A 13,682-nucleotide genomic window follows, 5' to 3' on the forward strand; every position below is an offset into this window, starting at 1 on the left:
ACCGTCCTGAGAGCAGGCCGCTGTGCCCAGCAGTGTCCCCGCGGCCAGAGCGGTGGCGAGAACACGCGCGGGGCGGGACGGACGGTTCATCGCGACGGCCTCCTCGAAGCGCGGCAGGTCCCTCCACGTCACCACCACGCGCGGCGACCGACCAACCGCACCGGGCCGTTCGGGTGAGCGCCCCTACCCGCCGGGCGCCGTCACCCGGACCCGCCGCCCGCCGCAGCGGGGGCACACCGCGTCCGTCAGGGGCGAGCGCATGGCCCGGCCGGCCTCGTCGACGTACTCCTGGGTGTACAGCGAGGTCGGGTCGGTGAAGAACACCACCTGGAAGACGGCCTGCCAGACGTAACCGCAGCCGCGGCACGCGAACACGAACGTCTCGGGCACGGCTCCGGGTACCTCCCCGGTTCCGGTACGTGGGTCCTCGGCCATGGGATCCGGCTCCTTCCCGGCGCGGCGGCCCACCTTCAGCGCACCGGTACACCGGCCGCCCGGCAACTCGACCGCTTCGGGAAGATCACCGGCGGGGCGGGATTCCGTCCGTCGCCCCGCCGGTGGAGCCGAGCGTGGTCGAGGACGTCACCCTCCCCCGAAGGCGACGTCCTCGACCGCTCCCCCGGCGCCGGACAGTGGTCCCGGCATCCGCGTCGGCGTGCTGTCACCAGCACATGACGGCTGTCTCCCCCGACCCCCACGTGGAGTACAGCCGGACGCGGACGAAATAGCGGCGGCCCTTGACGAGCCGGACCTTGAGCGCGGCGTTGTGCGGTGTGCCCCCGTCGTCGCGGCCCGCGAGATAGCGCGGCTCGCCGTCGCGCTCCTCGAAGACCACCACGACGCTGTCCCCGTCGCCGAACGTGCCCACCGTGTACTCGCGGGTCTCCGGCGGCTCGACGGTGAAGTCGGCCTGCTCGCCCGGGCCGAGGCTGAGCGGCGCCGAGCGGAAGGGCGCCAGCGCGGCCGGCCGGTGCGGGTCCCCCCGGTCCGGTCGCTTCGAGACCGGGTGAGGACCGGCGGGCGGATACCAGCGGAGCACGAACTCCTTGTCGGCCGGCGACAGGCCGCCCGGCGGGTGCAGACCCGCTCGGTACTGCTCCGGCTCCAGGATCAGCCCCGATCCGAAGGGGTACTCCATGATGGACTGCGGGTCCCAGACCGAGCCGTTCACCTCGGACGGGTGCAGCTTGCGCAGGATGTTGAAGAACGTCTTGTCCCGGCTCCAGAAGTTCGGCGGGCCCGCCAGATCGGCGTACACCGCCTCGTCGTCCCAGTGGATGCCGGCGAACGGGCTCTGGTGCTCGTGCAGCATGCCGAGCCCGTGCCCGATCTCGTGCAGGGCCGTCCCGCGCTGCCCCGGGACGGTCAGGTCCCACCCGAAGTTCATCGTCCGCTCGTTCAGACCGACCGAGAGCGCGTCCCGGCCCACCGTCGACCAGGAGCCGTCGCCGGGCTGGAACCCGATCCGCAGCTCCGCCTCCCGGCGGTCGGAGACCTCCGCGAAGGACACGCCGAGGCCGAGGTCGCTCCACTCCTGGAAGCACTCCCGCACCACGTCCTGCTGCTCCTTGGCGCCGCCCCACGGCACCCGGCGGGTCTCACCCGTCCCCGGTACGGCGATCACCGAGCCGTCGGTGTCGGAGCCCGCGTCGAAGAAGTAGTAGTGCAGGACTGTGCCGTTGACCCACATCTGCCGCCCGCACAACAGCGCGCTCAGCCGTTCGGCGGCCAGCCCCGGCGCGTAGGAGGGGGCGGGCCGCTGCGCGAGTGAGCAGTAGCGGGCGGTCATGCGCACAGCCTGCCGTCGGCCCTGCTCCGGCGCCTGAGTCGGGGGCTACTCAAGTCGCCCTGTATCAGGGGTGAGTATGCGGGCTCTCATAGACGTGACGACTTACGAACGGGACGCGAACACCCTCGAACTGCCCTGGCCGTTCACCGGCCGGGAGGACGAACTGGAGCTGATCCGCCGGTCCCTGACGGCGGGACGGCACGGCATCGTGGTGACCGGGCCGGCCGGCAGCGGCAAGACCCGGCTCGTCACGGAGGCCGTCCGCGGCACCGACTGCGCCCGGGTGACCGGCACGCCGCAGACCCGGGAGCTCTCCTTCGCCGCGTTCGCGCACCTGCTTCCCGAGACGGTCACGCTGCACCGCGCGGTCCAACTGCTGTGCGGCGTACGCCTTCTCGTCGTCGACGACGCCCATCTGCTCGACGAGGCCTCCGCCGGCCTCGTCCACCAGCTCGCCGTGCACGGACGCACCCGCCTGATCGTGATCGTCGCCGACGGCGCCCCGGTGCCCGGCGCGGTCCTGCGGCTGTGGACCGGCGAACTCCTGCCGCGTCTCGCCCTGGAACCGCTGCCCCGCGAGGAGACGGCCGCCCTCATCGCCACCGCCGGTGCCGCGGAGCCGCTCACCGTCAACCGCCTGCACCGGCTGTGCCACGGCGACCTGCGCCTGCTGCGCGACCTGCTCGGCGCACTGCGCGAGTCCGGGCCGCTCACCCCGGTCCCGGGAACGGACGAACGGGCCTGGCGCGGCCCCTTGCCCGTGACCGCCACCGTGCGCGAGCGCGTGGCGCCCCTGCTGGACCGGCCCGAACGCGGCACCCTGGAGCGCCTCGCCTTCGCCGAGCCCCTGCCGCCGCACCTGGGCGAGCTCGACCTGGACGCCCTCGAACGACTGGAGGCCGACGGCCTGATCCGCGTCGACGAGCGCGGCGGCGTCCGGCTGACCCACCCGCTGCACGGCCCGGCGCTGCGGGCCACCGCCGGAACGCTGCGGGCCCGGCGGCTGGCCCGCACCCCACAGGAGTGCGCACCGGCCCTGGACACCGAACGGGCCGCGCTGGCCCGCGCGATCGACGCGACGGACGTACGGGCCGTGCCGACTCCGGTGGGGGAGTGGCTGGCCGAGCAGGGCGCGCCGGTGCCGACGCGGTACGCGGCCGTGCGCGCCCGGTTCTCGCGGCTTCGGGGGGAGCTGCGGGAGGCGGCGGCCTGGGCGAGGGAGGGACTGCGGACGACGCCGGGGGACGCGTCCTGCCGTACCGAACTCGCCCTGGCCGCCGCGCAGATGGGGGAATCGGTGGTCGCGCCCGCCGGCCGGCCTGCGGCGGACGAGTCCGATGTCTCGCCGCTGCCGGTCGAGGTTCGGGTCTGGGCGGCGGCCGCCCGGGGTGACCTCGACGGTGCCCTGCACCAGCTCGACCCGGACAGCGGGGACGGCGCGTACGGCCTGTACGACGCCGTACGACTCGGCGCACCCGGTGCCGCCGCCGGGCGGCTCCCGGACGGCGGGCCGTTCGCCCGGCACGCCGACGCCGTCGCCCGCGGCGACGGCCCCGCCCTGGACCGGGCCGCCGAGGCCCTGGAGGCGCGCGGCTTCCTGCTCTTCGCGGCCGAGGCGCACGCCCAGGCCGTACGCGCCCACCGCGACCCGCGCGCCGCCCGCACCTCCCGCACCCGGGCGCTCGCCCTGGCCCGCCGCTGCCAGGGCGCCCGCACCCCGGCACTGTCCGGCCTGGTCCTCGGTGAACTCACCGCGCGGCAGCGGCAGATCGTCACCCTCGCGGCGGCCGGACTGAGCAACCGGCAGATCGCCGAGCGGCTGACCCTCTCGGTCCGCACGGTCGGCAACCACCTCTACGGCGCCTACACCCGCCTCGGCGCCGGCGACCGGGGCGCCCTGCCCTGGCTGGTGGAGCTGCCGGACGAGCAGTCGGCGTGACCGGGTCGCCTCAGGCCGCCCCGAACGCGGCGAACGCCCACCCGGTCGCCTGATGCACGGCGTCGCCCGGGAGCGCGGCCCGGGCGTCGCGCAGGGCCTCCGCCAGGGACAGTCCCGCGCCGAGGCCCTTGTGCAGGGCGATCATCAGCGGCACGACCGCCTCGTCGTTGACCGGCGCGCTACTGGCCACCACCCCGGCGGTGCCCAGCGGCAGCAAGGCCGTGACCAGGCCCAGGAGTTCGTCGGCGCCGACCGAGGCGAGCCGGGCGGTGTCGCAGCTGGACAGGATGATCCGGTACGGGCTGCGGGCGAGGCGCTCGAAGTCGTGCACGATGAGCGGGCCGTCGGCCATCCGCAGCGAGGAGAACAGCGGGCTGTCCGCGCGGAACGTCCCGTGCGCGGCGATGTGCGCCAGGGCGGCGCCGTCGAGCTCGTCCAGCACCCGGGGGACCTGCGCGTCGTCGTGTTCGAGGACCTTGGCCGTGCCGTAGCGGTCGGCCAGTTCGGGGACCTCGGCGCCGCCGGTGGCCAGACCCGGGCCGCGGACCAGGACGTGCCCGCCGCGGGGCGGCGGCTCGGTCTCCCGGGCGCGCAGCCAACTGCCCGCCGACGGCGACACGCTGAGCACCCGGTCCCGCAGCGAGGGCAGCAGCGCCCAGGTCACCCGGTGCAACGCGCCGGGCGGGACCACCACCACCGGCCCCGAGCCGAGGTGCGCCACCGCCCCGCCGAGCAGCAGCTCCTCCAGGCGCCGGCCCGCTGCCTCCACCAGCGGCAGCCTGGCCTCCGCGCCCGGGTGGGCGAGCCGCCGCAGCCCCGCCTGTACGTGCTCGGCCTCGGCCACCGCCTCCTTCAGCGCCCCGCCCTCGAACCGCCGTACCCGCCCCTGCCCGCACAGCAGCACCTGCACGCGGCCGTCGAGCACGGCGAGTTCCACCAGCCGCCCGTCGCCGAGCCGGTCCAGCAGCCGGGCCGGGTCAAAGCGGTCCCCGCCGCCGGGCGCGTCACCGCGCATGTGGTGGGTGCGGGAGCGGATCTCCCGTTCCAGGCGCCGCTGTTCGCGCTCCAGCGCGGGCACCGGACGTCCGTCCATCCGGGCCGCCTCCGCGCGGGCCGCGATCTCCCGGAACGCGGTCAGGCCCCGCAGCAGCGCCGGGTCGGCGGGCGGCCGGGTCGGCGGCGCCGACAGCACGGTGGCCCGCCAGCGCTCGCTCCACCTCAGCAGCCGGCGCGGCCCGCCGTGGTCGAGGCTGGCCTGCTGGGCCAGCGCCGCGAGCTCCGCGCCCTGGGCGGTGGCCCGGGCCCGCAGCTCCGAGGCACCCAGTGTCGTCCGGTGGTCGTCGAGGACGTCGAGCCCGCGCCGGCAGGCCTCCAGGACGCCGCGTCCGGAGCCGGCCGCCCGCGCCCGCAGCGCCTGCGCGGCCCAGCCCGTCATCCGGGCCAGCGGCGGCCCGCCGTGTCTGCTGCGCGCGGCCACGGCCAGATGCCGTTCCGCGTCCGCCGTCCAGCCCAGGGACAGCGCGATCCGGCCCGCGAGCAGCGAGGCCTCCGGCGCGGCCGGTGAACCGAAGGACGCCAGGCGTTCGGCGACCGCCGCCGCGTCGGCGACCAGCCGCCCCGACCGGCGCCCGGCCGCCACCCGGGCCTCTATGAGCACCAGTTGGGCATGGGTCTCCCACCAGGGGCGCCGCTGTCCGGCGAACAGCCGTACGGCGACGGCCGCGCGGGCGATGGCCGTGGGCGCGTCGCCCGCCAGCCGTGCGGCGCGCGCGGCGGCCAGCAGCAGTTCCGCCTTTCGGGTGGACTGTCCGCCGATCTCGTCGAGCACCGCGATCGCCGCGTCCGCCTCGGCCAGCGCCTCCGGGGCCAGCCCGGCGGCCATCAGCACCTCGCAGCGCCGGATGTACAGCATGAACATCGGCGTGCCGAGCTTGGCGTACCGCTCCTCGGCCTCGTCCAGCAGCCGCAGCGCGGCCGGGATGTCGCCCGAGCGGAACGCGGCCAGCCCCCGGCTCTCCACCGCGTCGGCCTTGTCGTGCTCCTGGCCCGTGGTCTCCCACAGCCGCTCGGCCGCGGCGAAGTCGGCGTCCGCCCGGTCCACCGCGCCCAGCGCCAGATGGACGGTGGCGCGCAGGGTCAGCGCGCGCGCCGTCCAGATCACGTCGGCCAGCTGCCGCAGCACGGGGATCGCGCGGCGTACGTCCTCCAGCGCCTCCCGATGACGGCCCAGCACCCACCAGACGTAGGCGCGCCGGTACAGCACGCGGGCCCGGGTGTGCCCGCTGCCGCGCGCGACACCCCGCTCGAACGCCGCCAACCCCTGCCTCGTGCGCCCCGCGTGCACCAATGCGACCCCCAGCGTGGCGAGGACGTCCGCCTCCCGCTCGGGCTCCTGTGCGCGCGCCGCCAGGTCACGGGCGCGCCGCAGATGCCGCAGGGCGATGCGCAGGTCCCCGAAGTCCCGCTGCCAGATGCCGATCACCTGGTGGGCGACGGAGGCGTGCAAGGGCGACGGATCGGTGTCGAGCACCAGCTCCGCACGCGCCACGGCCTCGTTGGGGGCGGCGAACACCATCGGCAGCAGTTCGAGAACCGAGTCGCTTCCCGCTGTCACGTCTTGGATGGTAGTGGCCCTCCGCATACAGGTCATATGGGTTTGACGGGGTATCGGGTCGGTTCGACGCTGTATCAATTCAACGCCACACCGCTCTGACTGACGACCGCCGCCTCTGTGGGAGGACACGCCATGGCACCACAGCGATTCCACGAGCAGTTCGACCAGATCCAGCGCTCGATGCCGGACGTCCCCCTCGCGATGGGGCCGGACGACTCCGCCGAGTTCTTCTACGAGAAGGGCGTCGTGCTCGCCCGGGACGGAGAGGAGGCACGGGTCGTCGAGGACACCGTGCGCGCGCACTTCACCGCGGCCACCGGCCTGGTCGCGGACCATGTGCGCCGGGCGGGCCCGGAGACCAACCGGACCGGCGTCACCCGCATCCAGGTCGGCGACCCCGGCCACGGGGACCGCGGGGGCGACCGCGCCGTCGCCCACGCCCTGCGGGCCCTGCGGGAGCCGGAGGGACGCGCGGGCCGTCGGCTGATCAGCCGCAACCACGTCGTGTCCACCACGGTCAACGCCTGCAACCCGGCCGAGCCCGTCCCGGCCCTGCTCACGCAGACACCCAACCCGGCCCCGGCCGAGGCGACGTACGACGCCGACACGGCGGTCGGCGTGCTGGTCATCGACACCGGCCTGGTGCACGACTTCGGCTCCTACCCGCTCATGGCCCATGTCACGGGGGACCCGCAGGTCGACGAGGTCGACGCGGCCGGCATCCTCCAGCAGTACGTCGGCCACGGCACGTTCATCGCCGGGCTCGTGGCGGCCCTCTCGCCCAATACCGACATCAACGTGAGCAACACGCTCAACGACGCGGGCGCCATCCTGGAGTCCGAGTTCGGCGAGAAGCTCTTCGACGCCGTCGACCGGTACGGCTGGCCGGACATCATCAGCCTCTCCGCGGGCACGCCGAACGGCAGCGCGCACGGACTGCTCGGCGTGGAGAGCTTCATGCAGGCCCTGCGCGACGAGCAGAGCACCCTGCTGGTCGCGGCCGCCGGCAACAACGCCAGCGCCACCCCGTTCTGGCCGGCCGCCTACGCCGACGTGCCCGGGTACGAGAACGTCGTGCTGTCCGTCGGCGCGCTGCGCAGCGACGGCGAGTTCGGCGCCTGCTTCACCAACCACGGCGGCTGGGTGAAGGTCTACGCCCCCGGCGAGCAACTGACCAGCCCCCTGGCCGGTTTCGACGCGCCCGTGCCGTACGTCTACCAGCACACCACCTACGACCACTGCCGGTTCGGCTTCACCTACGCCTGTACCTGCCAGTACCCGCGCCACACCGGGGTGTTGAGCGAGCAGCGGATCACCACGCCCGGAAAGGCGGACCAGGTGATGTTCGACGGCTTCGCGCACTGGAGCGGCACGTCGTTCGCCACGCCGGTCGCCGCCGGGCTGGTCGCCGCCCATATGACGGCGCACAAGGAGCGCGACCCGCGCGCGGCGCGCAAACAGCTGCTCGACACCAACACCGAGTACGCGGAAGTGCGCGGGGCGCACGTCCCGGCGCTGCGTCCGGCGACCTGGCGCCCGGTACCCGTCGTGCGACTGGCACCTCCCGCATGAGGTCCGGAACGGCCCCCTCCACGGCGTACGATGACAGGCCGTACACGAGGGGTGAGGCCGTGGACCGAGCAGAGGTCGGCGTGTTGGTCCAGTCCGCCGTCGACGGTGACGCGGCGGCCTGGAAGGCGCTGGTGGAAGGGCTGAGCCCGCTGGTGTGGTCCGTGGTGCGCGCGCACCGGCTCTCCGACGCGGACGGCCACGAGGTGTACCAGACCGTGTGGTTCCGCTTCGCCCAGAACCTCGGCCGGATCCGTGAACCGGAGAAGGCGGGTTCCTGGCTGGCCAGCACGGCCCGGCACGAGTGCCTGAAGGTGATCAGGAGCCTGACCCGGCTGATGCCGACCGACGACCCGCAGGTCCTGGACCGGGTCAGCGAGGACCGGACGCCCGAGCAGACGCTGATCGACTCGGAGGAGGCGGCCGCCGAGGCCGAGCGGATCCGCCGGCTGTGGCAGGAGTTCGAGGAACTGGGCGAGCGCTGCCGCCAGTTACTGCGCGTGCTGATGGCCTCGCCGCCGCCGAGCTATGTCGACGTGTCGGCCGCGCTGGGGATCGCGGTCGGCAGCATCGGCCCGCTCCGGCAGCGCTGTCTGCGCAGGCTGAAGGCACGACTGGAAGCACGGGGGGCGCTGTGAGCGACATGAACCACCAGAACCACGACGGCGTCGGCCCGGACCGGGGCCGTGACGCGGACCGCGACGAGTTCGGCGAAGAGGCCTTCGACGAGGCCGCGTTCGAAGCCGACTTCGGGGCCGGCCTCCTGGAGGAGGAACTGCGCCAGGCCGCGGCCATCCTGGACCCCGTCCCGGCCGAGCTGCGCCAACTCGCCCTGGAGGCGTACGCGTTGCACGACCTCGACGCGCGGATCGCCGAGCTGACCTTCGACTCCCTGGTCGACGCCATCCCGGTGCGGGGGGCGACGGACCCGCCGCGGATGCTGACCTTCCGGGCCGGCGAGCTGACCGTGGACGTCGAGGTCACCGGTGAGGGCCTGATGGGGCAGGTGCTGCCGCCCCAGTCCGCCCGCATAGAGGTCCTCGGCGGACCGCAGGCGGCGGCTCCCGTCCCGGTGGACGACATGGGCCGCTTCATGAGCGACACGCCCCCCGCCGGGCCGTTCGCGCTGCGGCTGCGCGCCGGCGGCGACGTGATCGTCACGGAGTGGCTGCGGGCCTAGGAGCCGTCCGGCTATCAGCCCGGCCGTAGACCCTGCTACCAGCTGACCGGCAGGGTCTGCGGGCCCCGGATCATGGTCTTGCGGCGCCAGGCCACCTCGTCCGCCGGAACCGCCAGGCGCAGCCCCGGCAGCCGGTCCAGCAGGGTGTTGATCAGCAGCTCGGTCAGCAGGCGGCCGAGGACCGCACCCGTGCAGTAGTGCGAGCCGTTGCCGAAGGCGAGGTGCGGATTGGGGGTGCGGTCCGGGTCGATGCGGTCGGGGTCCGGGAAGACGTCCGGGTCGCGGTTGGCGGCCAGGTAGGAGACGTAGACCGGTTCGCCCGCGGCGATGCGAACGCCGTGCAGTTCGACGTCCTCCAGGGCGATGCGGGCCAGCCCGACGGTGCTGCGGTGCGGGATGTAGCGCAGCAGCTCGTCGAGGACGGTGTCGCGGGCCTCGGGGCGGTCGCGCATCCGGTCCATCAGCTCGGGCCGGGTGAGCATCAGGAACAGCATCTGGCCGCAGTTGTGGGTGACGGCCTCGCCGCCGATCTGCAGCGGACCGGCCAGGCCGACCGCCTCCTCCTCGCTGATCCCGCCCTGCGCCACGGCGCCGCCGAGGAGCGTGTACACGTCGTCGCCGATGCCGTGGGCGCGGGCCCGGACGGTCTCGGTGATCCAGTCGTACAGGCCGTTCTTGGCGCGGTCGGCGGCATCCGCCCCGCCGGAGGTGGAGATGATCTGCCGGGTCCAGGCGTGCACCCGCTCCCGGTCGGCGGCCGGCACGCCCATGACCTCGCTGACCACGACGATCGGGAACGGCTCCAGCACGCGCTCGACGAGATCGGCGGGCGGCCCGTCCCGTACGATCCCGTCGACCATGTCGTCGAGGATCTCCTGCGCGCGGGGCCGCAGCCGCTTCATCGCCCCCTGGGTGAACACGCCCGCGACCGGCTTGCGCAGCCGGTTGTGGTCGGGTTGGTCGGCGAAGGCCAGTGAGCCGGGGCGGGGCTTGAAGTGCGGGGCGAGCCGGGTCACCTGACGCCGGGCGACCTCCGTACGGCTGAACCGCGGATCGTTGGTGATCGCCCTGACGTCCTCGTGGCGGGTGGCGAGCCAGGCCCAGCCGTCCCCGTACGGGAGGCGGATGCGGGTCAGCGGACCCTCGCGCATGAGCTCCGCGAGGACCGGGTCGAAGTCCGTGCCCTCCAGGTCCAGGGCGGGCCAGTCCCGTACGGGCGGCGCGGCCTGGCCGGTGAGCGTGCCTATCTCCTCGGTCGTCATGCCTTCACCCTGGTACGGCGGCCGTCGGGTGTCCTGCGGGGGTGCTCCAGCCGGAGGGGAGGTCAGCGGGTGACGCCGTCGACCAGGGCCGCCAGCGCCGACGCCAGCCGGGACAGGCCCGGCCCCGGTGGGCCGCCGGGCTCGGTCATGTAGGTGTCCCGGCGGATCTCGATCATCAGGGCGCCGACCCGGGGCTCCCGGCCGTAGAACTCCAGCGGCACGTACGTACCGCTGAACGGGCTGTCCAGCCCCGTCTCCCCGCACCCGGCGAAGGCCTGCCGCGCCAGTGCCGTCAGCTCCGGCGGGGTGTGGAAGGCGTCGGTGCCCAGGCAGACCGGCGGCCGGCGGCCGGAGCCGTGCAGTTCGTACGGGAGCGCCTCCGTGGGGTAGGAGTGCACGTCGATCACGACGGCCCGGCCCGTGGCCGCGAGCCGGTCGGCCACGGCCTCGGTCATCGCCCGCGCGTACGGCCGGAAGTACCGCTCGATCAGGGGCTCGGGATCGGTGTCCGCGGGCCGCAGCTCAGCGCGGTGGGTGGTCCGCGTGTACACGGCCCCCATCCCCACCGAGAGCATCTCCTCCCGCTCGTCGGGGAACCGCTCCGGGTCCACCACCAGCCGCGACAGCCGGTTGACGAACCGCCAGGGCACGAGCCCGCACAGCGCGGCGGCCCGCTCGGCGAGCTCCGCCGTGTGCGCGTCCGTGATGTGGTCAAGCTCCCGCTCCAGCGCGGCGTCGTCCAGCACGATGCCCGCGCGCACGGCGGCCGGTACCTCGCGCGCCGAGTGCGGCACGTGCAGGATCACGGGCGAGTCGTCCGCGCCGGGCAGAACCTCGAAGGACGATGCGGGACGGGACACGGGCCGCTCCGGAGAGTGGTGTCGGGGGACGGGCGCACGGGTGGACGGGCGGACCGGTGAACGACCCCGCCCCGGTCGGGCACTGCCGACCGGGGCGGGGGTCATACGGGGGGAACGGCCGTCGGCCGCTCGCGTCAGCTCAGGGACGCGAGCGCCTCGTTCCAGGTGGCCGACGGGCGCATGACCGCGTCCGCCTTGGCCTTCTCGGGCTGGAAGTAGCCGCCGATGTCGGCCGACTTGCCCTGGACCGCGATCAGCTCGTCGACGATCTTCTGCTCGTTGGCCGCGAGGGTCTCGGCGAACGCCGCGAACGCCTTGGCCAGGTCCGCGTCGTCGGTCTGCCGCGCCAGCTCCTGCGCCCAGTACAGGGACAGGAAGAAGTGGCTGCCGCGGTTGTCGATGCCGCCGACGCGACGGGTCGGGGACTTGTCCTCGTTGAGGAAGGTCGCCGTGGCGCGGTCGAGGGTGTCGGCGAGGACCTGGGCGCGGGCGTTGCCCGTGGTCTTCGCGTACTGCTCGAAGGACGGCACCAGGGCGAAGAACTCACCCAGGGAGTCCCAGCGCAGGTAGTTCTCCTTGACCAGCTGCTGGACGTGCTTCGGCGCGGAGCCGCCGGCGCCCGTCTCGAACAGGCCGCCGCCCGCCATCAGCGGGACGACCGACAGCATCTTGGCGCTGGTGCCCAGCTCCAGGATCGGGAAGAGGTCGGTCAGGTAGTCGCGCAGCACGTTGCCGGTGACCGAGATGGTGTTCTCGCCGCGGCGGATGCGCTCGACCGACAGCTTGGTGGCCTCGACCGGGGCGAGGATACGGATGTCCAGGCCCTCGGTGTCGTGCTCGGCCAGGTACGCGTTGACCTTGGCGATCAGGTTGGCGTCGTGCGCGCGGGTCTCGTCCAGCCAGAACACGGCCGGGTCGCCGGTGGCGCGGGCGCGGGTGACGGCGAGCTTCACCCAGTCCTTGATCGGGGCGTCCTTGGTCTGGCAGGCGCGGAAGATGTCGCCGGCGGAGACCGTCTGCTCCAGGACCACGTTGCCGGCCGCGTCGACCAGGCGGACCGTGCCGGTGACCGGGATCTCGAAGGTCTTGTCGTGGCTGCCGTACTCCTCGGCCTTCTGCGCCATGAGGCCGACGTTCGGGACGGAGCCCATGGTGGCCGGGTCGTAGGCGCCGTTGGCGCGGCAGTCCTCGATGACGGCCTGGTAGACGCCGGAGTAGGAGGAGTCCGGCAGGACCGCGAGGGTGTCGGCCTCCTGGCCGTCCGCGCCCCACATGTGGCCGGAGGTGCGGATCATGGCCGGCATCGAGGCGTCGACGATCACGTCGGACGGCACGTGCAGGTTGGTGATGCCCTTGTCGGAGTCGACCATCGCCAGGGCCGGGCCCTCGGCGAGCTCGGCCTCGAAGGAGGCCTTGATCGCGGCGCCCTCCGGCAGGGCCTCGATGCCCTTGAAGATGCCGCCCAGACCGTCGTTCGGGGTCAGGCCGGCCGCGGCGAAGGTCTCGCCGTACTGGGCGAACGTCTTCGGGAAGAAGGCGCGCACCACGTGACCGAAGACGATCGGGTCGGAGACCTTCATCATCGTGGCCTTCAGGTGCACGGAGAAGAGGACGCCCTCCTCCTTGGCGCGGGCGACCTGCGCGGTGAGGAACTCGCGCAGGGCGGCGACGCGCATCACGGAGGCGTCGACGACCTCGTCGGCGAGGACGGGTACGGACTCGCGCAGCACCGTGGTGGAGCCGTCGTCACCCTTGAGCTCGATGCGCAGCGAGCCGGCCTCGGAGATCACGGCGGACTTCTCGGTGGAGCGGAAGTCGTCCACGCCCATGGTCGCGACGTCGGTCTTGGAGTCGGAGCTCCAGGCGCCCATGCGGTGCGGGTGGGTCTTGGCGTAGTTCTTGACCGAGGCGGGGGCGCGGCGGTCGGAGTTGCCCTCGCGCAGGACCGGGTTGACGGCCGAGCCCTTGATCTTGTCGTAGCGGGCGCGGATGTCGCGCTCCTCGTCCGACTTCGGGTCGTCCGGGTAGTCCGGCAGCGCGTAGCCCTTGCCCTGCAGCTCGGCGACCGCGGCCTTCAGCTGCGGGATCGACGCCGAGATGTTCGGCAGCTTGATGATGTTGGCCTCGGGAGTCTTGGCCAGCTCGCCCAGCTCGGAGAGCGCGTCCGGGATGCGCTGGTCCTCGTTCAGGTACTCCGGGAAGACGGCGATGATGCGCCCGGCCAGCGAGATGTCACGGGTGTCCACGGTGACACCCGCCTGCGCGGCATACGCCTGGACCACCGGCAGGAACGAATGCGTCGCCAGGGCCGGGGCCTCGTCTGTGTAGGTGTAGATGATGGTCGAGTCAGTCACCGGGTGCTCCGCTCCACGTCTGCAACATTGCTCGACATCAAGATATCTCGTGATCGACCCACGCTCGACAGGGGTCCGCGAGTCGGGAGCGTCCCGTACCCGGGGCGACCGAATG

The 13,682-nt window shown here is 73.6% G+C and carries 10 protein-coding genes; 4 read left to right on the plus strand and 6 right to left on the minus strand.

Annotation, left to right across the window (positions count from 1 at the left end):
• Positions 1–183 precede the first annotated feature (183 nt).
• The gene (locus tag IPZ69_RS30845; protein ID WP_235457939.1) at positions 184–435 is read right to left on the minus strand and encodes a hypothetical protein; all 252 of its coding nucleotides are present in this window, start codon (positions 433–435) and stop codon (positions 184–186) included.
• A 226-nt stretch (positions 436–661) separates the two neighbouring features.
• Positions 662–1,789 carry a beta-glucuronidase AbsR1 gene (gene absR1, locus IPZ69_RS30850; RefSeq protein ID WP_235457940.1) on the minus strand — a complete coding sequence of 376 codons (1,128 nt, stop codon included), beginning with the start codon at positions 1,787–1,789 and terminating at the stop codon, positions 662–664.
• A gap of 76 nt (positions 1,790–1,865) precedes the next feature.
• On the opposite strand from absR1, the gene IPZ69_RS30855 reads away from it, so the two are divergent.
• Entirely contained in the window at positions 1,866–3,728 is a 1,863-nt protein-coding gene (locus tag IPZ69_RS30855; RefSeq protein WP_235457941.1) for a LuxR family transcriptional regulator AbsR2, read from the plus strand.
• A 10-nt stretch (positions 3,729–3,738) separates the two neighbouring features.
• Here IPZ69_RS30855 and IPZ69_RS30860 read toward each other — a convergent pair whose 3' ends face one another.
• Positions 3,739–6,342: a CHAT domain-containing protein gene (locus IPZ69_RS30860; protein WP_235457942.1), complete on the minus strand. Its 2,604-nt coding sequence runs from the start codon at positions 6,340–6,342 to the stop codon at positions 3,739–3,741.
• A gap of 132 nt (positions 6,343–6,474) precedes the next feature.
• Between IPZ69_RS30860 and IPZ69_RS30865 the strand changes: the two genes are divergently transcribed.
• The 3 genes from IPZ69_RS30865 to IPZ69_RS30875 are packed head-to-tail and all read left to right on the plus strand — an operon-like array spanning position 6,475 to position 9,091.
• Positions 6,475–7,914 carry a S8/S53 family peptidase gene (locus IPZ69_RS30865; protein WP_235457943.1) on the plus strand — a complete coding sequence of 480 codons (1,440 nt, stop codon included), beginning with the start codon at positions 6,475–6,477 and terminating at the stop codon, positions 7,912–7,914.
• A complete protein-coding gene (locus IPZ69_RS30870; protein ID WP_235457944.1) occupies positions 7,911–8,549 on the plus strand; it encodes an RNA polymerase sigma factor in 639 nt (212 codons plus the stop codon). The genes IPZ69_RS30865 and IPZ69_RS30870 overlap by 4 nt, the downstream gene beginning before the upstream one ends.
• A 5-nt stretch (positions 8,550–8,554) precedes the next feature.
• On the plus strand, positions 8,555–9,091 hold the full coding sequence (locus IPZ69_RS30875) for a hypothetical protein (RefSeq protein WP_235457969.1): 537 nt from the start codon (positions 8,555–8,557) through the stop codon (positions 9,089–9,091).
• 35 nt (positions 9,092–9,126) lie between these two features.
• On the opposite strand, the gene IPZ69_RS30880 is transcribed toward IPZ69_RS30875, so the two are convergent.
• From IPZ69_RS30880 to IPZ69_RS30890, 3 genes are all read right to left on the minus strand, one after another.
• Positions 9,127–10,353, minus strand: a complete 1,227-nt coding sequence (locus IPZ69_RS30880) for a cytochrome P450 (RefSeq protein ID WP_235457945.1) — start codon at positions 10,351–10,353, stop codon at positions 9,127–9,129.
• Between the two features lie 62 nt (positions 10,354–10,415).
• The gene (locus IPZ69_RS30885; RefSeq protein ID WP_235457946.1) at positions 10,416–11,213 is read right to left on the minus strand and encodes an N-formylglutamate amidohydrolase; all 798 of its coding nucleotides are present in this window, start codon (positions 11,211–11,213) and stop codon (positions 10,416–10,418) included.
• Between the two features lie 134 nt (positions 11,214–11,347).
• On the minus strand, positions 11,348–13,567 hold the full coding sequence (locus tag IPZ69_RS30890) for an NADP-dependent isocitrate dehydrogenase (RefSeq protein ID WP_235457947.1): 2,220 nt from the start codon (positions 13,565–13,567) through the stop codon (positions 11,348–11,350).
• Positions 13,568–13,682: the final 115 nt, after the last annotated feature.

The organism is Streptomyces olivochromogenes, from assembly GCF_021538895.1.
Lineage (GTDB): Bacteria > Actinomycetota > Actinomycetes > Streptomycetales > Streptomycetaceae > Streptomyces > Streptomyces olivochromogenes_A.